Genomic DNA, 19,018 nt, shown 5'->3' on the forward strand with positions numbered 1-19,018 from the left:
CTCGGCCGCGTTCACGGAACGCATGACAACGCTCGCCTCGGTCCTCGGCGTGACGACCGTCGCGGGGCTCGCGACCGGCTTCGGGGCGCTCCCCGTCTTCTTCCGGCACCGAGTGACCCACCGGATCTACGACGCCGCCCTCGGGCTGGCGGCCGGGCTGATGGTCGCCGCCAGTGTGTTCGGTCTCGTGCTCCCCGGCATGGAGGAGGGAACGCTCCGGGCGGTGATGGCGGGGGTCCTCCTCGGCGGGGGCGCGCTGCTCGGCGGGAACTACCTCATCCCGCACCTCCACGCGGAGTATCGGGAATGGTTCGCGGAGGGCGGCGCGACTGACGACGACGCCGCGGTGATGGATCCGCCGGCCGATGACCCGGTCGCCGAGGTCGCCACCCGAGGCGACGAACCCGGCGCCGGCGAGGAGGGCGACGCCGAGCCGGACTCGATCGCTGAGGACGCCGGTATCCTCGCCGAGCGCGAGGCCTCGCTCCGGAAGGCGCTGCTCATCGGCGGGGCGATCACCCTCCACAACGCCCCGGAGGGGCTGGCGATCGGGGTCGCGTTCGCCTCCGGGTTGGAGGAGGTCGCGCTGCTGCTCGCGGTCGTGATCGGACTTCAGAACGTCCCGGACGGGTTCGCGTTCGCGGTGCCGATGGCCGAGACGGGGATGTCGAACCTCCGAGTAATCTGGTACACCACCCTCTCGGGGGTCGTCCCGCAGGTCGTCGCGTCCCTCTTCGGATTCCTGCTCGTGACGGTCGCAGCCGGCCTGTTCCCGGTGTCGTCCGGGTTCGCGGCGGGCGCGATGCTCGCGGTCGTCTTCCGGGAGCTGATCCCCTCCTCGCACGGCCACGGACACGCGGACGCCGCGACCGGCGCCTTCCTCGTCGGCTTCGTCCTGCTCGTCGTCGTCGACGCCGTCATCGTTGTGTGAGTCGCACAGACCCGCGACGCCTTTTCAACGCGGCGCGCCCTGTCTCCGGCCATGTCCACGACCGTTTCGACGCCCGACGCCGACGAGCCATGCGCGTACTGCGGCTCGCAGATTTTCGATCACGACCCGATCTGCGTGCGCGACTGCGACGACGGCTGCGGCTCGCCGACGTACTTCTGTAACTACGCGTGCCTCTCCGCGCACGTCGACGAGAACGACCTCACCGCGGGGAACGCCTGCGAGTGGACGCCGGTGGAGTGAGGATCAGACCGCGTTCTTCGGTCACGCTTCGTCCTCGCCGTAGTAATCGTCCGTCGTCGACGCCGAACTCGCCGCCCGCTGCGCGGCGAACGACGCGAGCCGCTCGTCCTCGGCAATCGCCCAGTACCGACCCCGATGGCGGACGAGTCCGCAGTCCTCAAGTCGCGAGAGGACGGCACCGACGCTCCCGCGCTTGATACCCGTCTCCTCGTGGATCTCGGTCTGGGTGAACGCCTGGTCGTCGTGCTCGGCGAGGAAGGCGAGGACCCGATACGGTTGGGTCCCGGGAGCGACATCGAGTGCCGCCTCCGGCTCGTCGTCGAACGCGTCGATACCGATCGGCATGCGTCATAGTCTGTAATATTCTGTAATAAACCTGTGGGCGAGTCAACGACTTCTCGATTTTCGAATCAGTTGCCACCGCGAAAAGCCGCTCCGAATCTCCCTTGTCCGCTACTCGTTCTCCGGGCTGCTCGGGTGATAGTCGGTGTCGTACTGCCCCGGATTCCCGTCCACGCGGTCGGGGTTGATCCGGCCTGCGAGCAGCATGAAGTCGAGGACGGTGCAGTACAGCATCGCCTCGACCACGGGGACGGCCCGCGGCGGGAGGACGGGATCGTGGCGGCCGACGACCTGTATCTCTTTCTCCTCGCCGGTCTCCCAGTCGGCGGAGCGCTGCTTCTTGGGGATCGAGGTGGGCGCGTGCCACGTGGCCTCGCCGTAGATGGGTTCGCCCGTGGTGATCCCGCCCTGAAGGCCCCCGTGGTCGTTCCCCTCGGGGACGGGGTCGCCCTCGTCGCTCTCGACGTGGTCGAACGACTCGCCGTCGTCGAACGTCCAGTCCTCGTTGCGCTCGCTGCCCGTCACGTCGACGGCGTCCTTCCCGAGGCCGAACTCGACGCCCGTCGTCGCCGGAATAGAGAACATCGCCTGTCCGAGCCGGGACGGGAAGCCGTCGAAACGCGGCGCGCCGAGACCGCGCGGGACGCCGCGGCACTCGAAGTAGATCGAGCCGCCGATCGAGTCGCCCTTCTCCTGGTACTCCTCGATCAACTCTTGCATCTCGGCGGCCGCCTCGGGGTCGGCGCAGCGCACGTCGTTCTCCTCGCTGTTCGCGAGGAGCTGCTCGAAGCTTACCGGGTCGGCCTCGACGTCGCCGATGCGGTTGACGTGGGCTTTGATCTCCACGTCGTGGTCGGAGGCGTCGAGGACCTGCTCGGCGACCGCGCCGGCCGCTACCCAGTTCACCGTCTCCCGGGCTGAGGAGCGCCCGCCGCCGCCCCAGTTGCGCGTGCCGAACTTCGCGGAGTAGGTGTAGTCGCCGTGCGAGGGACGCGGCGCCGTGACGTACGGCTCGTACTTCCCCGAGCGCGCGTCCTTGTTCTGGATCACCATGCCGATCGGCGTCCCGGTGGTGTAGCCGTCCTGAACGCCGGAGTTGACGACGACCTCGTCGGGTTCGCCCCGCGAGGTGGTGATCATCGACTGGCCCGGCTTGCGCCGGTCGAGCTGCGCCTGGATGGCCTCCTCGTCGAGCTCGACGCCCGCGGGCACGCCGGAGACGGTGACGCCCATCGCGTCGCCGTGGCTCTCGCCGTAGGTCGTCAGCTGGAAGAGTCGGCCGAACCGGTTCCCGTTCATACCCTCACGTGTGGCCGGGGGCATATATGGGTTGCAATCCGCGCAACCGGTGGGACCGCCGCGCGACCGATGGGAGTATGTAACGGGAACGCGTTGGTGGGTGCGTGCGCGAACGTCTCACATCGGACCTCGGCGTGTACGCCATCTCGGGGCTGTTCTCGCTCGTCGTCTTCGTCTTCGCTCTCTGGCTCCTCTCGCGGACGCTACCTGACGGGCTCGCGAGCCGACAGCTCGGGGGACTGATCGTCGGCTACCTGCTGTTCGTCGGCGTGTACACGACCGCGTGGTTCATCTACACCGGGATCGACAGCCGCGAAGAGGTCTGACCGACACGTCGCGGCCGCTCCCGAGGGGACTCCGTCAGGGAGGAGTTCCGCCTGCCGAACCGTTTTCACGCCGCCCCGCGACGAGGCCCGTATGAGTTGGGACACCATCACCTTCGACGTCGACGACCGCGGGGTCGCGACGATCACCGTCGACCGACCGGAACAGCTCAACGCGCTCACCGTCGAGACGCTCGAAGCGATCGAGGATGCGCTCGACGAGGCGGCCGATCGCGACGCGCGCGTCCTCGTGATCGCCGGCGCGGGCGACGACGCGTTCGTCGCGGGCGCGGACATCTCGCACATGGTCGACCTGTCGACGCCCGAGGCGCAGGCGTACGCCGAACTCGGCCACCGCGTCGCGGACGCGATCGAGACGTTCCCCGCGCCGACGATCGCCGCCGTCGACGGCTACGCCTTCGGCGGGGGCTGCGAACTCGCCCTCGCCTGCGACCTCCGGGTCGCCGCCGAGAGCGCGGTCCTCGGCCAGACCGAGATCGATCTCGGCATCATCCCAGGCTGGGGCGGGACGCAGCGACTTCCGGATCTCGTCGGCGACGAGGTCGCCCGCCGGCTGATCTTCCTCGGCGAGCGCATCGACGCCGAGGAGGCGGCCGATGTCGGTTTCGTCGGCGAGGTCGTCGCGGACGACGCGTTCGACGACCGAATCGACGAGCTGGCCGGGGAGCTGGCCGCGAAGCCCGCGACGGCGCTGCGCGCGGCGAAGGAGGCGCTGAACGCGGCCGGAGAGGGGTCGGCGGCGACAGGTCTCGCCTTGGAGCGCCGGGCGTGGGCCGGACTGTTCGGCACGCACGACCAGCGCGAGGGGATGAAGGCGTTCTTGGAGAAGCGCGATCCGGAGTTCGAGTAACGCAGTTGTGAACGGACGCGGTGGCGCGCGCCTCCGAGCGCCCGCAGGGCGCGAGGAGCGCGTGCGAGGGAGTCGGCGGTCCGAAGCGAAGCGGAGGACCGCCGACGAGGCTGGGGAGGCGTGAGGCTGCGGTTGCGGTGCGGGGCGGGACTCAAAGGGGCAGTCGCGAGGACGCCGCAGACGACGTAAGTAGCGTGGCGCTACGCGCCACGGAAAGCCGGCGGCGAAGCCGCCGGCGACACCGCAGGGAGCGAACGGAGTGAGCGACCGAGGAGCGCAACGAGTGTGCGGCGTCCTCGCGACTGGGGCTTTGGAGGTGGTCGTCGTCGATTCGTAGTTTCCCATTTATAAATGAGCAGTTAGTGACTCGATGAAACCCGGCGTCCGCTCGTCCCTCGTTCCGTGCGATCGCGGTCCACGGAGCCCGGGGATCGCCACGCTTTATTAATCCGCCCGAGTACCCGCGACATGGACCAGTTGCGGCAGTCGCTCCTCGACGCGCCGATCATCGAGAAAGGCGAGTACCAGTACTTCGTCCACCCGATCAGCGACGGCGTCCCCATGCTCGAACCGGAGCTGCTCCGGGAGATCGTCATCCGGATCATCCGGAAGGCGGAGCTGGAGAACGTCGACAAGATCGTCACCCCCGCCGCGATGGGGATCCACATCTCGACCGCGCTCTCGCTGATGACCGACATCCCCCTCGTGGTCATCCGCAAGCGCCAGTACGGCCTCGACGGCGAGGTCCCGCTGTTCCAGGAGACCGGCTACTCCGAGTCCGAGATGTACATCAACGACGTCGAGGAGGGCGACCGCGTGCTCGTGCTCGACGACGTGCTCTCGACGGGCGGCACGATGAAGGCCATCCTCGACGCGCTCACCGACGAGGTCGGCGCGGAGGTCGTCGACGTCGTCGCCGTGATCAAGAAGGCCGGGCCCAACGAGCTCGACGACACCGACTACAACGTGAAGACGCTGATCAACGTCACCGTCGAGGACGGCGAGGTCGTGATCGTCGACGCCCAAGGCGACGAATAAATCGGCATCCGTAGATCGGTGGAGAACACCGCTAAACTCCCTCCTGCCCGTTTATAAATAGTCGATACCCGATCGACAGCGAACACCGCCAAAGCCACAGCCGCCCGCCAATAGATGGTTGCTGACGGATCGACGGTGGACACCTCCAAAGCCCCAGCCGCGACGGCTCGGTGCGCTCCCTGCGGTCCTTACGTCGCGCGCCTTCGCCCTCGCGACTGCCCCTTTGAGTCCCGCCTCCGCACCGCTCCGCACAGCACCTCTCACCTCCCCAACCTCGTCGCTCGCGCTTAAAAGCGCTCGCGACTCCCTCGCGCGTGCTCCTCGCGGCCGCCTTCGGCGGCCACTCGCAGGCACGCGCCACCGCGCCGCGTCGTGACTCTCACACAAGCCTTGGGGTCCAGAAAATTTAATGTCGAACCCCAAGCAACCGAAATCATGGACCCCGTACTCGCCGTCTTCCTCCTCGCGATAGGGATTCCGAACGCCGTGTGGCCGTACAAGTTCGCGAAGTTCGAAGAGCAGGTCGATTCGATCGGGAGCAAGCGCTCGTGGTCCGAAGTCGAGCCCGCGGACTGGAAAGTGGCGCTCACCCGCGTCGTGGGGATCGGAATCGCGCTGTTCGCGCTTGCGAACCTGTTCGCCGGCTGAAACCGATCGGCCGCAACGCCGTCGTCTTATAAACCCCGCGCCGCCCCTCGCTGCTGCCGGGCGCGGGCGCCTTTTATGTCGAGGCCACGAATGATGGGGTACACATGACTAGCGCGTTATTCGTCGTGAGCGAGGAAGGCTACTGGGCCGAGGAGTGTATCGAGCCGCTGACGACGCTGGAGTCGGAGGGCGTCGACGTGACGATCGCCACCCCGTCCGGGTCGCCGCCGGTCGTCGACGAGCGCTCGCTCGACCCCGAGGCCGCCGGGGGCGAGGAGCGAGTCGCGGAGCTCCGCGAGGTCGACGAGGAGCATCCCGGGCTCAACGATCCGGAGCCGGTCGCGACGGTCGACGCCGCGGACTACGACGCCGTCGTCTTCCCCGGCGGCCACGGCACCGTCTGGGACGTGAACCAGGACCGCCACGCCCGCCAGCTGCTGCTCGACGCGGTCGCGGGCGAGGAGGGCGTCGCCCTCGTCGTCTGTCACGCGGTCGGCATCCTCGCGTTCACGAACGAGGCTGACGGGACGCCGCTCGTCGAGGGCCGTTCAGTCACCGGATTCCCCAACGAGTGGGAGGCGGACATCGTCGACGAGCACGACGTGATGCCCGACGGCCGGAAGCTCCCCTACTGGGTCGAAGACGAGGTCGTCCTCGCGGGCGCCGACTTCGACGCCGAGCTCGACGCCGACACCAGCGTCACGGTCGACGGCGACCTGATCACCGCGCGCGGCCCGGGCTCGTCCGCGGCCGCGGCCGCGACGCTGCTCGACGAGCTGTAACCCCGAACTGACTCCTACCGAATCACGAACGCCGGCTCTTCGATCCGCTCGCTCTTACACTCCGGACACCGCGAGGGCTCGTTGACCGGGTCGTCGAAGCCGTCGAACCCGCACTCGCGGCAGGTCGGCGGCGCGACGAGGAACTCCTCGCCCGCGCTGCCGCCCCCGTCGTCGCTCGGCTGATCGCCGTCCGCGACCGACTGCGAGACGTGTTCGAGGTGTTCGTACACGACCGGCGTCGGCAGCGACAGCGTCGCGGCGAGGTCGCTCGCGGTCCGCGGCTCCTCGCGGAGGGCGTCGGCGATCCGCTGGCGCGTCGTCTCCATGCGGACTCCTCGCGGCGCGGCGAGTATAACCGTCCGGGATCCTTCCGATGCTCGCCACCGACAGCACGAACGCTCCGAACGATGACGCGGGCGCAAAAGGTATGTCACCGGAGTGAGACCGGAGGTGTATGAAAGCAGTCGTACTCGCGGGTGGCTACGCGACAAGGCTCTGGCCGATCACCGAACACCGGCCGAAGATGTTCCTGCCGGTGGGCGAAAACACCGTCATCGACGAGATATTCGAGGACTTAGAGGCCGACGACCGGGTCGACGAGGTGTTCGTCTCGACGAACGAGCGCTTCGCCGACACGTTCGCGGAGTACCTCGCCGAAAGTCCCTTTGAGAAGCCGACCCTCTCAGTCGAGGAGACCGTCGAGGAGGACGAGAAGTTCGGCGTCGTGGGAGCGCTCGAACAGCTCGTCGACCGCGAGGGGGTCGACGACGACCTGATCGTCGTCGCCGGCGACAACATGATCAGCTTCGACCTGGGCGACTTCGCTGACTTCTTCCAGGACAAGGGGACGCCGACGCTCGCCGCCTACGACGTGGGCGACCGCGAGCGCGCGAAGTCGTACGGGCTCGTCCAGCTCGATGGCGACGAGGTGATCGACTTCCAAGAGAAGCCCGAGGACCCGCAGTCGACGCTCGTCTCCATCGCCTGCTACGCGTTCCCCGCGGAGACGCTCCCGAAGCTCACCACGTACCTCGAAGACGACAACAACCCGGACGAGCCGGGTTGGTTCCTCCAGTGGCTCCAGCAGCGCGGGCCGGTCCACGCGTACACCTTCGACGGCGCGTGGTTCGACATCGGCACCGCGGAGAGCTACCTCGACGCGGTCGAGTACGCGCTCGACGGCGGAACGCTCGTCGCCGACGACGCGACCGTCGAGAACTCCGAACTGGGTGACGTCGTCCACGTCATGTCGGGCGCGACGGTCACGGACTCGACGCTCGACCGCGCCGTCGTCTTCGAGGACGCGACGATCACCGACTCGAAGATTAGCAAATCGGTAATCGACGAGGGCGTCACGCTGGAGAACGTGGACCTCACCGGCGCGCTGATCGGTTCGTACACCTCGATCACCGACGGCGACGACTTCTAACGCGGCCGCCGCTGTCGGACTACGTTTCGGTGCCGGCCTGTGCGTGCGTGTGGTGATAACAGTCGAACGCGGGGTCACCGTCGTCGCTTACGGGGTAGAAACACACCCGCCGGTAGCGCTCGTTGTCGAGTAAGTTCGCCACGAACCCGTCGGTGTGCCGCGAGACCGATTCGTACGGGTCGCCGCAGGCGGGACAGGTCGCCGGCGGATCGTCGGGGACGTACATACGGCGTGCCGTCCGCGGCTACGGCTCCGAGCCGGAAAACGACCCCGCCGATACGCGCCGAGTGAGAGAGTTCAGGACCCGTTTGAACTGTCGCCGCTCCCGCCCTCGACGCCGAGCGCGTCGAACAGCTTCCGGCGGACCGCCTCCTCGGTGAGGTGGAGGAGCGTGTCGCGGTTCTCGCCGCTCGCCTCGATGCCGGTGAAGATGCCGAGCGGGATCTCCAGCGAGCCCTGCGTCGAGTGGCCGGCGGCGTCGCCCATCTCGGAGAACGCCTCGTCGAGGACGTTGCCGATGTTCAGCCGGATGTCCTTCGAGCGCGCCGCGAGGTAGATCTTCTCGTCCGCGATGCCGAGCACGGCCGTCGTCGTGATCCCCTCCAGATTGAGGAGGTGTTGCGCGGCCTGCGCGAGCGCCTCGCGGTCGCGGATGAACCCGGCCGTCGAGAAGAGGTGGCTCCCCTGGACCTCGCGGTTCTGGATCGCCTCCGCCAGCACGTCGAGCGTCTCCGGGCTCATCGACGGCGACTCCACCTGTTCGAGCGTGTCGTGGTTCGCGAACGGGTGGAGGTACGCGGCCGCGGTCAGGTCGGCGGGCGTCGTGTCCCGCTTGAAGTCGAGGGTCTCGGCGCGGATCCCGTAGAGGAGCGCGGTCGCGACCGCCTCGGAGGGCGACTGGTCGAACTCCTGGAGGTACTTCGTGAGGATCGTCGACGTCGAGGAGACGTTGGTCCGGACGTCGACGAAGCGCGCGTCGAACGGCACCTCGGACTCCAGGTGGTCGAGGTAGATATCGATCGACACGTCGAGTTCGAGGTCCTCCGCGGCGGCCTTCGCGAGGTCGACGGCCGCGACCGTTTCGTACTCCGAAAGCGGCGGCGCCTCGCCGCGGGCGAGGAGATCGATCCCGAGGAGGTTGACGAACGCCCGGTTCTCTTGGTGGCCGACGTCGCCGGAGTAGATGATGTCGGCGTCGACGCCGAACGCCTCCGCGATCGCCTGGAGCGCGGTGGCGGACGCGATCGAGTCCGGCTCGGGATTGTCGTGGGTGAGGATCGCCATCCGGTCGCCGCCCTCCTCGATGATCTCCGCGAGCTGCCGGGCCATGTACTCCAGCTCGCCGGTCTCCAGCGACTGGAGCGCGCTGTCGGCGATCACCGTCGAGGGGTTGATCACCACGTCGGCGCCGCGCTCGCGCAGCTCGTCCTCGCTGACGGGGTCCGAGGCCCGGACGACGACGTAGTGGTCGCCGCCCGTCTCTCTGACCGTGGAGACGGCGGCCTTGTTCGCCTCCACGTCGCTGGCGAGGATCAACACGATGTCGCGGTCGTCGAGCTCGTCGACGACGTCGGGTTCGGCGATGTCCTGGACACGCGCGTTGAGGTCTTGGTCCCGGAGCGCCTCGACCCGGCTCTCGTCGCGGTCGAGGATGAGGACGTCCTTGCCGCGCTCGGTCAGTTCCTCCGCCACCGCGTGACCGACGCTACCACAGCCGAGGATGGCGTAACGGGTCCGCGCGGATCCGGATGCCCCACTACTCATTATGTGGATTTCCGCGGCGCGACACTTAACGAGTGCGCTCTCCCGTGAGCCGGAGGAAACGGTGCGCCAGCCGAGACGCGACGCGTCACGCGACGGATGGCGCCTCCGCGGCCGGGCCCGTCGCCTCACCGTCGAATGAAAAGGCCTTTTACGTCGACACGGGTACGACTCAGTGAGGGCCGGTAGCTCAGTTAGGGAGAGCGACGGACTCTTAATCCGTCGGTCGCGTGTTCAAATCGCGCCCGGCCCGTACACTGAACCGCAGAGCGGCAGCGATGCGGTGAGGGAACCGGACGGAAGCGATTTGAAGTAGCGAAGTCGCAGCGCGAGCGAAGCGAGCGACCGTCTTCTCGCAGTTCACAATCGCGCCCGGCCCGCTTTTAAACCCATTACGCCTGCGACCGGCGAAACTCCTCCGACGCGACCTTTTATCTCCGTCCTTGCCGATCCCACGCTCATGACGGACCTCGACGGCGCGACGGCGGTTATCACCGGAGCGAGCTCAGGAATCGGCGAAGCGACGGCGCACGCGCTCGCCGAGCGCGGCGCGAACCTCGTCCTCGTGGCGCGGCGGCGCGAGGCGCTCGAATCGGTCGCGGACGACGTGCGGGCAGAGTACGGCGTCGAAGCGGTCGTCGCGGACGGCGACGTTCGCGAGTCGGCAACGTCTGCGGCGGCGGTCGAGGCCGCGGTCGAGGCGTTCGGCGGGCTCGATGTCGCCGTCATCAACGCTGGGCTCGCACGCGGGAGCGACGTGGCGGAGATGACCGACGAGGAGTACTTCGCGATGCAGGAGACGAACGTCGACGGGGCGTTCTTCCTCGCGCGCGAGGCGCTCCCGCACCTCAAGGAGAGCGAGGGGACCCTCGTCGCGGTCGGCAGCTTCGCCGGGGAGTTCCCCAGGTCGTTCAATCCCGTGTACGCCGCGACGAAGTGGTGGATCCGTGGGTTCGCGCACAGCGTCGCGGCGCAGGCCGGCGACGACGGCGTGGCGGTCTCGGTCGTCAACCCCTCGGAGGTCCGGACCGAGTTCGGCAGCGAGGACGGCGAGCCGTTCGAGGACCGGTTCGAGCCCGGGAGCGTCACCGAGCCCGAGGAGGTCGCGGAGGCCATCGCCTTCGCCGCGTCGCGCCCCGGCTCGTCGGCGCACGAGATCGATCTCTACCGGCGGGACAAGTACGCCGACACGATGTAAGCGAGGCCTCGCGAGGTCAGCAGTCACCGCCGTCGCGACACTCGATCCGCGCTCCGCACTCCGGACAGGTCTCGTCGGCGCGGGAGAGGGCCAGGTCGCACTCCGGACAGAACCGACGGTCGCAGGCGGACTCGCCCATGGCCGGCCATGGCCCTCGGACCGTAATAACTCCGGCGCCGCCGAAACCGGTGTTAGCCGGAGGTTTACACGTGATCTGCTGTCCGTACTTTAGTCACACTCCCTCTTCCCGCCGACCATGCGCTCAGACCCAACCGCCCGGCCGACGAAGCTCACCGTCCTCGCAACGCTCGCCGCAGTGATCGCCGCGCTCGCCGCGCTCGCTGCGCTCGGCGCGGTCGGCGTCGTGGCCGAATCACCGTCACAGACGGCCGACGCCGACCCGATCTTCGGCGTGGAGATAACCGACTACGACGCTGCGGTGACGGAGGACTCCGCGGGCTCGGACGATTCTGCCGACTCGGAGGACTCCGCTGACTCGGACGATGACGACAGCGGGTCCGCCTGGAGCCTCCCAACCTACGTCGAGAAGCGGGACCCCGAGGCGGTCGACGGTGACGGCGTCGTCGAGCTCCCGGGCAACAGCGGCTTGGGCATCGTCTCAGTGGGCGGCCCCTTCGCGTGCCCCGCCCCGCGGCGAGAATGACTGCTTGTATACCCGAGTCCGTGCCGGCGCTTCGAGCTTTAGTATAGAGCCGTTACTCGGCTCGCGCGGAGTTGGCGTCCGCTACCGCGGGTCCGCGTCCGCGTCCGCGTCCGCGTCCACGTCCGAGTTCGCGTCCACATCCGAGTCCGCCCGCTTCTCGACCTCCGTGACGACGACGTCCCAGTCGGGATCGCCGTCGCCGTTCCGGCACTCCCAGCCGCCCTTGACGTCGACGCCCGACTCGTGCGCGCGCCGTAGCAGCGATCGCAGTTCCGCTCGGAACGCGGCATCGTCGGAGAGCGTGTCGTCTCGCGCGTTCATACGGAAGCGGACTCACCGCCTCGGGCGTCGGTCCCCTCGTCGGGCGAGGGTCGGACCGCGGTCACCTCGTCGTTGGTGACCGTTATCTCGTGGCCCTCGTAGGCGAACGCCACGCTGACGGCGTCGCCCGCGCCCTCGCAGTCGAGCAGTTCGTCGAGCGCCTCTCCGTCGACCGCGTAGTAGAGCTGGTCCATCTCGATCGGGTCGCGTCCGAGCGCCTTCGAGACGACCGCGGCGACGGCCATGCTGGCCGGGGTCTCCGTCCGGTCGTATCGTGCCAGATGCGTCTCCGAATCCGACGTCGAGCGGGAGGTGAACGATTCGAGGGCGATTCCGGTTTCTGCTGCGGACATACGGATACATAGCCGTCTGCCTCGGTTGAATTATCCTACTGATAGTACAGGGGGTATATATACTGCGGACGGGCCGCAAACGTCGGCCGCGCCGCCGCGCTCGATCCGCTGTCCCGAGCGGCCCGGCGGACCGCTCACTCCGAGGCGAGCGTCCGCTCTATCAGCCGGCGGTTGCCCCGCTTGAGCCGGGAGGAGAGCGACTGCTGTGAGATGTCGAGCTCCGCCGCCACCTCTGCTAAAGAGACCGCTCGCGGGGAGTCGTAGTACCCCATCTCGTAGGCCAGCACCAGCGCCTCACGCTGGGTGTCGGTGAGCTCGTACCCGTCCTCCTGGACCGGCAGCAGCGAGTGGACCGCGGTGATCTCAATCGGGATATCGTGGTCTTGGCAGTCGCTGCGGAACTCGCCGATCCGTTCGCGGGTCTCCCCGCGGACCTCGAACTGCCACCCCTCCTTGGTTCCGATTCCCGAGAGGACGACGATGTTGGCGTGCGCGAGCGCGCTCAGGAGGCCGTAGTACTCGTCGTTCCACTCCGCGCGCATGAGGTACTCCTCGTCGACGTCGTCGATGAGTCGGACGCTCACGAAACCGGGGTGGGCTTCGAAGGCTGCCTCGATGTCTTCCGCCTGCGCGCCGCGGACCCAGAAGTAGGGGATGATCATGGTCTCGTCCGGGATGAGCCGTTCCAACTCCACCGTCACCCCCGGGAGGTTCTCGAACACGGTGCCCAGCGGGAACTCGTCGACCGGGCTCGTGAAATCCATGACGGTCGCCATACCGCCCGTTCGGTTCGAACTGACATAGTCGCCGAGGATGATGTGTCATGCCGCGCGGCCGCGGTCGGTGATTCCCTCGCACGCCGTCGCGACCCCCCTGGATTTAGATGGACCTTGATATACCAAGGTGCGATTCTTTATGCGGGGATCGAGAACGAACAAACCGAACCAACTGATGAGTGTCATCGTGGAGTTCCGCGTTTCGTCCGACGACTTCGAGCTCGGCCAGATCCTCGCGGTCGAGGGGAACTCCACCGTCGAACTCGAACGGCTCGTCCCGCTCGGGGAGGCCACCGTCCCCCTCTTCTGGGTCCACAACTCCTCGCGCGACTCGTTCGTCGAGGGGGTTCAACGACACTCGAGCGTCGACGAGGCGCACGTGGTCGACGTGTTCGACGACCGCACGCTGTTCACGCTGAAGTGGGACGCGAAGCAGGATCGCCTCATCGCCGCGCTGCGGGCGAACGACGGGCAGGTGTCGAGCGCCATCGGCACGTCCGCGTCGTGGAAGCTGGAGGTCCGGTTCCCCTCCCACGAGGCGCTGAGCGCGTTCTCGACGACGGCGGCGGACGAGGAGATCAACCTCGAGGTGATCCGGGTGTACAACCCCGAGGAGCCGGACGTCCAGCCGTGGTACGGACTCACCGAACCGCAGTTCGAGGCGCTTACGCTCGCGATTCAACGGGGGTACTACGACATCCCCCGCGGCTGTACGACGCAGGAGCTCGCCGACGACCTCGGTATCTCCGGCCAGGCCGTCACCGAGCGCCTCCGGAGGGCGATCGTGGCGCTCGCGACCTACACGCTCCCGATCGACGACGAGTAGGCGAGAAACCATGATGTGTCATGGCGAACCGATAGGCGGCCGCGCGGACTTCGACGTATATGGTCGCTTTTCGGGAACCCACGCCCGCGACACTCGGAGGTCACGTCTCGTGATGGATCACCCCGAAACCGACGCCCGCGCCGGCGGGCGCGACGACGTCGACGCGGTGTTCTCGGCGCTCGCCCACGAGCGGCGCCGACTGGTCCTCCGCGCGCTCAGCGGGACCGAGGGGCACGTGGCCGACCTCGACGCGCTGGTCGAGACCGTCCGCGACGAGGCAGGTTCCTCGGACGCGACGGGCGACGACGAACGACGGGAGGTCCGGGCCGCGCTGCGACACGTCCACCTCCCGAAGCTGGTCGCGTCCGGACTCGTCGAGTACGATGCCGAGACCGAGCGCGTTCGCGGCTCGGCGGGGGCGGTCGAGCGGCGACTCCTCGCGGCGACCGAGGCGTACACCGCCGAGCCGTCGTCCTAATCCCCAGCGCCCCGCACGACGACGAGGACGTCCCACGTCCTGACCTCTCGTCGGACGGACCCCCGACCGCCAGCGTGTCGATCGGTCTCGAAGTTTCGAACCGAAATTCCTTTTAAATCGGTGGGCGCCGATCCGGTGTGAGCAACGCGACGGCCGGGGCGAGTCGAACGCAGTTCTGGGCGCTCTACCTCACCCGGTTCGCGGAGGGGTTTGGGTTCATCACGCTCATCACCCTGTTGGGGACGTACATCAACACGCTCGACCCGCAGGCGACGACGGTGCTGGGCGTGACGGTTTCGGCCGGATTCGTCATCGGGATGTACACTACCGGGTTCACGCTCGCGCAGACCGTCGCCGTGGTGCCGCTGGCGTGGGCGGGCGACCGGTTCGACAAGCGGACTGTCCTCCTCGGCGTCCTCGCGGCCGGGGCCGGCGTGTACGCGCTGTTCCCGCTCGTCGACTCCTCCGGCTCGTTCATTCTCGTCCGCGCGCTCCAGGGGCTCGTGGTCACCGGCGCGGGGCTGATGACGCTGTCGCTGGTCGGACAGATCGCCGACGTGGGGGCGCGCGCCGACAAGATCGGGAAGGCGAACGCCGCCTCCTTCGCGGCCTCGATCGTGGGGTCGCTGTCGGCCGGCGCGATGTACGACGCGGTCGGCTTCGGCCCCATCTTCGCGGTCATCGCAGCGCTGATGGTAGCCGCGTGGGCCGTCACGTGGCTCGTCCTCGACGACGACGACACGCGGGTCGAAGGGTTCCCCTTCTCGGATCTGGCCGTTAACCGACGGATCCTCACGATGACGACGTTCCGCGCCCAGTACGCCTTCGCCGTGACGATGGTGCGGACGTGGGTCCCGATCTACGTCAGCACGGAGATGGCCGCCGGCGGCCTCGGCGTCACCGGCGTCGCCATCGGCGTCACCGTCACCGCCGAGAAGGCGACCAACATGGTCGGCCAGCTGTTCACCGGGCGGCTCTCGGACGCCTACGGCCGGTCGCTGTTCGTCTTCGCCGGCGGGGGCGCCTACGGCGTCATCGCGATGGCGATCCCCTTCTCGGCCGCGATCGGGACCGCGCTCGGCGCCGAGATGACCCTCCCGATCCTCGGCGACCTGCCGCCCGCGTACCTCCCGCTCGTCGCCTTCTCCGGGCTGCTCGGCGTCGCGGACTCCTTCCGCGAGCCCGCGAGCATGGCGCTGTTCGCGGACGAGGGGACCGACGACGGCGGCGTCGCCTCCAGCTTCGGCATCCGCGAGCTGGTGTGGCGGCCGGGCTCCGTGGCCGGCCCGCTCATCGCCGGCTGGCTGATGGTCGAGGTGAGCATGGGCTCCGTCTTCTACGTCGGCGGCGCGTTCGCGATTACCGGCGTCCTCGCCTTCCTCGCGCTCCTCGCCCACGATCACGGCCGTGCGGCGCTGACGGCGTGGTAGTGCGGGAAATTCCGGATTTTTGAGCCACGGGCGCGCCTACCGCTTCCGGAGCGCAGCGCGGTAGTGCGGGCCGTCGCCTGACCCCTCGCGGTCGACCGCCTCGACTTCCCAGCCGGTCCCGATCGCCGCCTCGCGGAGTCGGTCCGGCGAGAACAGCCTGAAGCGGAGCGTCGGGTCCCGTTCGCCGTCGTAAGCGAACCACATGACACGACCCGCGAGCCCCGGTGTCGGGTCCTCGCGGTAGCCGAGCAGGTCCGCGGCCTCGGGGTGGTCCGGGTCGTAGCAGTCGACGACGGCGGTCGCGTCGGGCGTCGTCACGAACGCGAGGTCGCCAAGGAACGCGGAGAGTCCGCGCACCGACCCCGCCAGGCCGATCTGCGTCCCGATCGCGAGCGCCGACGCGAAGCGGTCGCGCTCGAACGCGTCTCGAAGGGCGAACATGTCGCCCTCGCGGGCGTCGGCGACGCCGCGCTCGCGCATCGTCTCGACGAGCGCCGGACTGGGCTCGACGGCGACCGTCTCGAACCACTCCTGAAACCGCAGCGCGTGGCGGCCCGCGCCGGCGCCGAGGTCGACGAGCGGGCCCTCCAGCCGCGACGTCAGCCACGCGCCCGCGTCGCTGTCGGGGTCGAAATCGGAAAAATAGAAGTCCCCGATCGGGTGCTCGCGCGTCTCCTCGCCGTCGCCCTGGTAGAGCGGCTCCGTCCGCTCGCCGCGGTGTTGGTCGCGGATCGCGCGTCCGAATGCGTCGGCCATGAGTCGGGCCTGGCCGCCGCGCGGCAAAAGCGGTCCGTGAGATCGCCTCCCAGTGACACACCGGGCGGAAGCCGCCTCCGAGCGGTGGTGAGTCCCGGGATTCGCCACTTGGCCGGCCCTTCCACTGGCGGACCCGCCGTGGAGCGCTGTTCAGTCGTCGCTCTCAGCCGTCGATTCCGCGGTCGGGTCGGCGACCCGCTTCGTCTCGCTGTCCACGCTGATTCCCTCCCAGTCGTCGTCGGTGTGGAATCCCTCTCGCTCCTTCGCACCGGGCGCGACGCGGACGAACTCGGCCCGCTCTCGGGCGCGTCCGATCGTGTGACCGCCGCAGTAGGAGAGCCCCGAGCGGATCCCCTGGCAGAACTCCTCGGCGACCGTCGCGACCGGCCCCTTGTACGGCGTCAGCGCCTCGACGCCCTCGTCGGCGCCCACGTCCGCGCCCTTGTCGTCGCGGGCTTCGGCGGCGGCGGTCGTCGCCATCCCGCGCGACCGCTTGTACCGCGTGCCGTCCACCTCGACGACCGCGCCCGGCGCCTCTTCCGTCCCGGCGAAGAGGCTGCCTAGCATCACGGTGTCGGCGCCCGCCATCAGCGCCTTCACGGCGTCGCCGGACGTGCGGATCCCGCCGTCGGCACAGATCGTCACGTCCAGCTCCTCGGCCGCGGTCGCGCAGTCGTCGACCGCGGTCAGCTGCGGGACGCCAGCGCCGGCGACCTTCCGCGTGGTGCAGTGCGACCCCGGCCCGATGCCGACCTTCACGCAGTCGGCGCCCGCGGCCGCGAGGTCCTCGACGCCGGCGGGCGTGGCGACGTTGCCGGCGATCAGGTCCGTCTCCGGGAACGCGTCTGCGATCTCCTCGACCGCCGCGACCGCGCTGTCGAGGTGCCCGTGCGCGACGTCGACCACGAGTGCGTCCACGTCGGCCGCGACCAGCGCGGCGCACCGGGCCTCGTAGTCCTCGTTAATGCCGACCGCGGCGGCGACCCGCTCTCCGGCCGCGACCACCGCCTCGACCTGCGCCGCCTGCTCGTCGACGGTGAGGAACCGGTGGAGGACGCCGATCCCGCCGGCCCGGGAGAGGCCGATCGCCAACTCCGCCTCCGTGACGGTGTCCATCGCGGCCGAGACGAGCGGCGTCTCCAGTTCGACGTTCGGCGTGAGCGGCGCCGAGAGGTCGACGTCGCTCCGGCTGTCGACCGGCGATCGCTGGGGGACCAACAGCACGTCCCCATAACTCAGTCCGGTTCGTAGATCGTTCATACCCTTACCGAGGGGAGAGACGCACGGTGAAAAACCCCGCGCCAGACGGTCGACGGTCGGGTTCGTCGTTCTCGGCGGCGCTTTCGCCCGCTCAGAACCCCTGTTCCGCGAGCGCGTCTTCCAGCGCGGCGAGGACGTACTCGACGTTCTTCGGGCGTGCGGAGTAGCCCATACAGCCGATCCGCCAGATGTCGCCTTCGAGGTCACCGAGGCCGGAGGCGATCTCTAGGTCGTACTCCGCGAGGAGGTGGTCGATGACGGCGCCGTCGTCGACGCCGTCGGGCACGCGCACCGCGTTCAGGCTTGGCAGCCAGTACTCGTCGGGCGCGTTCATCTCCAGCCCGAGGTCCTGAAGTCCGGCCTTCAGGTCGCCGGCGACCTCGCGGTGGCGCGCCCACCGCGACTCGATCCCTTCCTCGGCGACGAGGCGGAGCGCCTCGCGGAGCGCGTACACGTTCGTGATCGGCGCGGTGTGGTGGTACGAGCGGTCATCGCCCCAGTATCCCTCGAGGAGCGAGAGGTCGAGGTACCACGACCGGGGCTGCTCCTCGCGGTCGAGCACCTTGTCCATCGCACGGTCGTTGAGCGTGAGCGGGCTCGCGCCGGGCGGACACGAGAGGCACTTCTGGGGCCCCGAATACGCGACGTCCACGTCCCACTCGTCGACGCGCATCTCCACGCCCCCGAGCGAGGTGACGCAGTCGGCGATCACGAACGCGTCGTGGTCGTGCGCGATGTCGGTCAGTTCGGGGACGTTCGGCTGGAGGACGCCCGTCGACGTCTCCGCGTGGACGAAGCCGAACACGTCGGGCTGGTGCTCGTCGAACGCGCGCTCGACGTCGACGGGGTCGAGGGGTTCGCCCCACGGGGCGTCGACCTCGACGACCTCGCCGCCCGCGCGCTCGGCCATCGACTTCATCCGCCCGCCGAAGTAGCCGTTCGTCGGGACCAGCATGGTGTCGCCCGGCTCGACGAGGTTGCCGATCGCGGCCTCCATCGAGGCGGAGCCCGTCCCCGAGACCGGAATCGTCCACTGGTTGTCGGTGCGGAAGGTGTACCGCAACAGCTCCTGAACCTCGTCCATGATCTCGACGAACGAGGGGTCGAGGTGGCCGACCAGCGGCGTGCTCATCCCCTTCAGTACGCGCGGGTGGACGTCGCTCGGGCCAGGCCCCATCAGCGTGCGGTCCGGCGGCGTCAGCTCGCCGACGTCCGGTGCGTCGCCCTCTCGGTCGGTCAGCGCGGATGCGTCACTCATGGGCGAGGGTACC

The 19,018-nt window shown here is 68.8% G+C and carries 25 protein-coding genes and 1 tRNA gene; 14 read left to right on the forward strand and 12 right to left on the reverse strand.

From position 1 onward, the window contains the following. Window positions 1-22: 22 nt before the first annotated feature. Window positions 23-931 (forward strand): ZIP family metal transporter, encoded by a 909-nt coding sequence (locus tag ACOZ35_RS02985; protein WP_424014991.1) that lies wholly within the window; start codon window positions 23-25, stop codon window positions 929-931. Window positions 932-982: 51 nt separating this feature from the next. Then, window positions 983-1,192: a hypothetical protein gene (locus ACOZ35_RS02990; protein ID WP_424014992.1), complete on the forward strand. Its 210-nt coding sequence runs from the start codon at window positions 983-985 to the stop codon at window positions 1,190-1,192. Window positions 1,193-1,213: 21 nt separating this feature from the next. Here the strand turns inward: ACOZ35_RS02990 and ACOZ35_RS02995 are convergent, their stop codons facing one another. Both ACOZ35_RS02995 and aroC read right to left on the reverse strand, forming a co-directional pair. Then, the gene (locus ACOZ35_RS02995; protein ID WP_424014993.1) at window positions 1,214-1,537 is read right to left on the reverse strand and encodes a MarR family transcriptional regulator; all 324 of its coding nucleotides are present in this window, start codon (window positions 1,535-1,537) and stop codon (window positions 1,214-1,216) included. Window positions 1,538-1,645: 108 nt separating this feature from the next. Continuing rightward, complete coding sequence (aroC, locus tag ACOZ35_RS03000) at window positions 1,646-2,833, reverse strand: chorismate synthase (RefSeq protein WP_424014994.1); 1,188 nt, start codon at window positions 2,831-2,833, stop codon at window positions 1,646-1,648. Between the two features lie 104 nt (window positions 2,834-2,937). On the opposite strand from aroC, the gene ACOZ35_RS03005 reads away from it, so the two are divergent. From ACOZ35_RS03005 to ACOZ35_RS03025, 5 genes are all read left to right on the forward strand, one after another. Then, complete coding sequence (locus ACOZ35_RS03005) at window positions 2,938-3,159, forward strand: hypothetical protein (protein WP_424014995.1); 222 nt, start codon at window positions 2,938-2,940, stop codon at window positions 3,157-3,159. 91 nt (window positions 3,160-3,250) lie between these two features. Next, complete coding sequence (locus ACOZ35_RS03010; RefSeq protein ID WP_424014996.1) at window positions 3,251-4,027, forward strand: enoyl-CoA hydratase/isomerase family protein; 777 nt, start codon at window positions 3,251-3,253, stop codon at window positions 4,025-4,027. 468 nt (window positions 4,028-4,495) lie between these two features. After that, on the forward strand, window positions 4,496-5,065 hold the full coding sequence (gene hpt / locus ACOZ35_RS03015; RefSeq protein WP_006628363.1) for a hypoxanthine/guanine phosphoribosyltransferase: 570 nt from the start codon (window positions 4,496-4,498) through the stop codon (window positions 5,063-5,065). Window positions 5,066-5,500: 435 nt separating this feature from the next. Further along, window positions 5,501-5,713, forward strand: a complete 213-nt coding sequence (locus ACOZ35_RS03020) for a hypothetical protein (RefSeq protein WP_424014997.1) — start codon at window positions 5,501-5,503, stop codon at window positions 5,711-5,713. 104 nt (window positions 5,714-5,817) lie between these two features. Next, window positions 5,818-6,495 carry a DJ-1/PfpI family protein gene (locus ACOZ35_RS03025; protein WP_424014998.1) on the forward strand — a complete coding sequence of 226 codons (678 nt, stop codon included), beginning with the start codon at window positions 5,818-5,820 and terminating at the stop codon, window positions 6,493-6,495. Window positions 6,496-6,509: 14 nt separating this feature from the next. Here ACOZ35_RS03025 and ACOZ35_RS03030 read toward each other — a convergent pair whose 3' ends face one another. Beyond that, window positions 6,510-6,821, reverse strand: a complete 312-nt coding sequence (locus ACOZ35_RS03030) for a transcriptional regulator (RefSeq protein ID WP_424014999.1) — start codon at window positions 6,819-6,821, stop codon at window positions 6,510-6,512. 128 nt (window positions 6,822-6,949) lie between these two features. On the opposite strand from ACOZ35_RS03030, the gene ACOZ35_RS03035 reads away from it, so the two are divergent. Then, complete coding sequence (locus ACOZ35_RS03035) at window positions 6,950-7,924, forward strand: sugar phosphate nucleotidyltransferase (RefSeq protein ID WP_424015000.1); 975 nt, start codon at window positions 6,950-6,952, stop codon at window positions 7,922-7,924. 19 nt (window positions 7,925-7,943) lie between these two features. Here the strand turns inward: ACOZ35_RS03035 and ACOZ35_RS03040 are convergent, their stop codons facing one another. Both ACOZ35_RS03040 and ACOZ35_RS03045 read right to left on the reverse strand, forming a co-directional pair. After that, a complete protein-coding gene (locus ACOZ35_RS03040; protein ID WP_007993552.1) occupies window positions 7,944-8,150 on the reverse strand; it encodes a hypothetical protein in 207 nt (68 codons plus the stop codon). A 71-nt stretch (window positions 8,151-8,221) separates the two neighbouring features. Beyond that, a complete protein-coding gene (locus ACOZ35_RS03045; protein ID WP_424015001.1) occupies window positions 8,222-9,688 on the reverse strand; it encodes a DHH family phosphoesterase in 1,467 nt (488 codons plus the stop codon). Between the two features lie 176 nt (window positions 9,689-9,864). On the opposite strand from ACOZ35_RS03045, the gene ACOZ35_RS03050 reads away from it, so the two are divergent. Both ACOZ35_RS03050 and ACOZ35_RS03055 read left to right on the forward strand, forming a co-directional pair. Continuing rightward, window positions 9,865-9,938 (forward strand) — tRNA-Lys (locus tag ACOZ35_RS03050). Between the two features lie 207 nt (window positions 9,939-10,145). Next, window positions 10,146-10,883 carry an SDR family oxidoreductase gene (locus ACOZ35_RS03055; protein WP_424015002.1) on the forward strand — a complete coding sequence of 246 codons (738 nt, stop codon included), beginning with the start codon at window positions 10,146-10,148 and terminating at the stop codon, window positions 10,881-10,883. A gap of 16 nt (window positions 10,884-10,899) precedes the next feature. Here the strand turns inward: ACOZ35_RS03055 and ACOZ35_RS03060 are convergent, their stop codons facing one another. Next, window positions 10,900-11,022, reverse strand: a complete 123-nt coding sequence (locus ACOZ35_RS03060) for a hypothetical protein (protein WP_424015003.1) — start codon at window positions 11,020-11,022, stop codon at window positions 10,900-10,902. 117 nt (window positions 11,023-11,139) lie between these two features. On the opposite strand from ACOZ35_RS03060, the gene ACOZ35_RS03065 reads away from it, so the two are divergent. Continuing rightward, window positions 11,140-11,547, forward strand: coding sequence for a hypothetical protein (locus tag ACOZ35_RS03065; protein ID WP_424015004.1), 408 nt, complete (start codon window positions 11,140-11,142; stop codon window positions 11,545-11,547). Window positions 11,548-11,628: 81 nt separating this feature from the next. On the opposite strand, the gene ACOZ35_RS03070 is transcribed toward ACOZ35_RS03065, so the two are convergent. From ACOZ35_RS03070 to ACOZ35_RS03080, 3 genes are all read right to left on the reverse strand, one after another. Further along, window positions 11,629-11,868: a hypothetical protein gene (locus tag ACOZ35_RS03070; protein ID WP_424015005.1), complete on the reverse strand. Its 240-nt coding sequence runs from the start codon at window positions 11,866-11,868 to the stop codon at window positions 11,629-11,631. Next, window positions 11,865-12,221 (reverse strand): HalOD1 output domain-containing protein, encoded by a 357-nt coding sequence (locus ACOZ35_RS03075; RefSeq protein ID WP_424015006.1) that lies wholly within the window; start codon window positions 12,219-12,221, stop codon window positions 11,865-11,867. Before ACOZ35_RS03075 ends, ACOZ35_RS03070 begins: the two co-directional genes overlap by 4 nt. Before the next feature lie 134 nt (window positions 12,222-12,355). Further along, window positions 12,356-12,997: a helix-turn-helix domain-containing protein gene (locus tag ACOZ35_RS03080; protein ID WP_424015007.1), complete on the reverse strand. Its 642-nt coding sequence runs from the start codon at window positions 12,995-12,997 to the stop codon at window positions 12,356-12,358. A 175-nt stretch (window positions 12,998-13,172) separates the two neighbouring features. Here ACOZ35_RS03080 and ACOZ35_RS03085 point away from each other — a divergent pair, with 175 nt between their 5' ends. The 3 genes from ACOZ35_RS03085 (at window position 13,173) to ACOZ35_RS03095 (ending at window position 15,731) form a co-directional block, all read left to right on the forward strand. After that, window positions 13,173-13,823, forward strand: a complete 651-nt coding sequence (locus ACOZ35_RS03085; RefSeq protein ID WP_424015008.1) for a helix-turn-helix domain-containing protein — start codon at window positions 13,173-13,175, stop codon at window positions 13,821-13,823. Between the two features lie 112 nt (window positions 13,824-13,935). Then, window positions 13,936-14,301, forward strand: a complete 366-nt coding sequence (locus ACOZ35_RS03090) for a DUF7344 domain-containing protein (RefSeq protein ID WP_424015009.1) — start codon at window positions 13,936-13,938, stop codon at window positions 14,299-14,301. Window positions 14,302-14,438: 137 nt separating this feature from the next. Continuing rightward, entirely contained in the window at window positions 14,439-15,731 is a 1,293-nt protein-coding gene (locus ACOZ35_RS03095) for an MFS transporter (RefSeq protein WP_424015010.1), read from the forward strand. 36 nt (window positions 15,732-15,767) lie between these two features. Here the strand turns inward: ACOZ35_RS03095 and ACOZ35_RS03100 are convergent, their stop codons facing one another. The 3 genes from ACOZ35_RS03100 to ACOZ35_RS03110 form a co-directional block, all read right to left on the reverse strand. Beyond that, complete coding sequence (locus tag ACOZ35_RS03100) at window positions 15,768-16,487, reverse strand: class I SAM-dependent methyltransferase (RefSeq protein WP_424015011.1); 720 nt, start codon at window positions 16,485-16,487, stop codon at window positions 15,768-15,770. A gap of 150 nt (window positions 16,488-16,637) precedes the next feature. Beyond that, complete coding sequence (locus tag ACOZ35_RS03105; RefSeq protein WP_424015012.1) at window positions 16,638-17,747, reverse strand: guanosine monophosphate reductase; 1,110 nt, start codon at window positions 17,745-17,747, stop codon at window positions 16,638-16,640. Between the two features lie 91 nt (window positions 17,748-17,838). Continuing rightward, complete coding sequence (locus tag ACOZ35_RS03110) at window positions 17,839-19,005, reverse strand: pyridoxal-phosphate-dependent aminotransferase family protein (protein ID WP_424015013.1); 1,167 nt, start codon at window positions 19,003-19,005, stop codon at window positions 17,839-17,841. Between the last annotated feature and the right edge of the window lie 13 nt (window positions 19,006-19,018).

The organism is Halorubrum xinjiangense, from assembly GCF_049604745.1.
Lineage (GTDB): Archaea > Halobacteriota > Halobacteria > Halobacteriales > Haloferacaceae > Halorubrum > Halorubrum xinjiangense_A.

Bases quoted from the DNA above. Each gene is read 5' to 3' on its own strand.
- ACOZ35_RS03080 (WP_424015007.1), bottom strand. From the start codon at position 12,997: ATGGCGACCGTCATGGATTTCACGAGCCCGGTCGACGAGTTCCCGCTG.
- ACOZ35_RS03070 (WP_424015005.1), bottom strand. From the start codon at position 11,868: ATGAACGCGCGAGACGACACGCTCTCCGACGATGCCGCGTTCCGAGCG.
- ACOZ35_RS03105 (WP_424015012.1), bottom strand. From the start codon at position 17,747: ATGAACGATCTACGAACCGGACTGAGTTATGGGGACGTGCTGTTGGTC.
- ACOZ35_RS03040 (WP_007993552.1), bottom strand. From the start codon at position 8,150: ATGTACGTCCCCGACGATCCGCCGGCGACCTGTCCCGCCTGCGGCGAC.
- ACOZ35_RS03075 (WP_424015006.1), bottom strand. From the start codon at position 12,221: ATGTCCGCAGCAGAAACCGGAATCGCCCTCGAATCGTTCACCTCCCGC.
- ACOZ35_RS03055 (WP_424015002.1), top strand. From the start codon at position 10,146: ATGACGGACCTCGACGGCGCGACGGCGGTTATCACCGGAGCGAGCTCA.
- ACOZ35_RS02995 (WP_424014993.1), bottom strand. From the start codon at position 1,537: ATGCCGATCGGTATCGACGCGTTCGACGACGAGCCGGAGGCGGCACTC.
- ACOZ35_RS02985 (WP_424014991.1), top strand. From the start codon at position 23: ATGACAACGCTCGCCTCGGTCCTCGGCGTGACGACCGTCGCGGGGCTC.
- ACOZ35_RS03025 (WP_424014998.1), top strand. From the start codon at position 5,818: ATGACTAGCGCGTTATTCGTCGTGAGCGAGGAAGGCTACTGGGCCGAG.
- ACOZ35_RS03065 (WP_424015004.1), top strand. From the start codon at position 11,140: ATGCGCTCAGACCCAACCGCCCGGCCGACGAAGCTCACCGTCCTCGCA.
- ACOZ35_RS03020 (WP_424014997.1), top strand. From the start codon at position 5,501: ATGGACCCCGTACTCGCCGTCTTCCTCCTCGCGATAGGGATTCCGAAC.
- aroC (WP_424014994.1), bottom strand. From the start codon at position 2,833: ATGAACGGGAACCGGTTCGGCCGACTCTTCCAGCTGACGACCTACGGC.
- ACOZ35_RS03035 (WP_424015000.1), top strand. From the start codon at position 6,950: ATGAAAGCAGTCGTACTCGCGGGTGGCTACGCGACAAGGCTCTGGCCG.
- ACOZ35_RS02990 (WP_424014992.1), top strand. From the start codon at position 983: ATGTCCACGACCGTTTCGACGCCCGACGCCGACGAGCCATGCGCGTAC.
- ACOZ35_RS03085 (WP_424015008.1), top strand. From the start codon at position 13,173: ATGAGTGTCATCGTGGAGTTCCGCGTTTCGTCCGACGACTTCGAGCTC.
- ACOZ35_RS03030 (WP_424014999.1), bottom strand. From the start codon at position 6,821: ATGGAGACGACGCGCCAGCGGATCGCCGACGCCCTCCGCGAGGAGCCG.
- ACOZ35_RS03110 (WP_424015013.1), bottom strand. From the start codon at position 19,005: ATGAGTGACGCATCCGCGCTGACCGACCGAGAGGGCGACGCACCGGAC.
- ACOZ35_RS03045 (WP_424015001.1), bottom strand. From the start codon at position 9,688: ATGAGTAGTGGGGCATCCGGATCCGCGCGGACCCGTTACGCCATCCTC.
- hpt (WP_006628363.1), top strand. From the start codon at position 4,496: ATGGACCAGTTGCGGCAGTCGCTCCTCGACGCGCCGATCATCGAGAAA.
- ACOZ35_RS03010 (WP_424014996.1), top strand. From the start codon at position 3,251: ATGAGTTGGGACACCATCACCTTCGACGTCGACGACCGCGGGGTCGCG.
- ACOZ35_RS03090 (WP_424015009.1), top strand. From the start codon at position 13,936: ATGGATCACCCCGAAACCGACGCCCGCGCCGGCGGGCGCGACGACGTC.
- ACOZ35_RS03060 (WP_424015003.1), bottom strand. From the start codon at position 11,022: ATGGGCGAGTCCGCCTGCGACCGTCGGTTCTGTCCGGAGTGCGACCTG.
- ACOZ35_RS03100 (WP_424015011.1), bottom strand. From the start codon at position 16,487: ATGGCCGACGCATTCGGACGCGCGATCCGCGACCAACACCGCGGCGAG.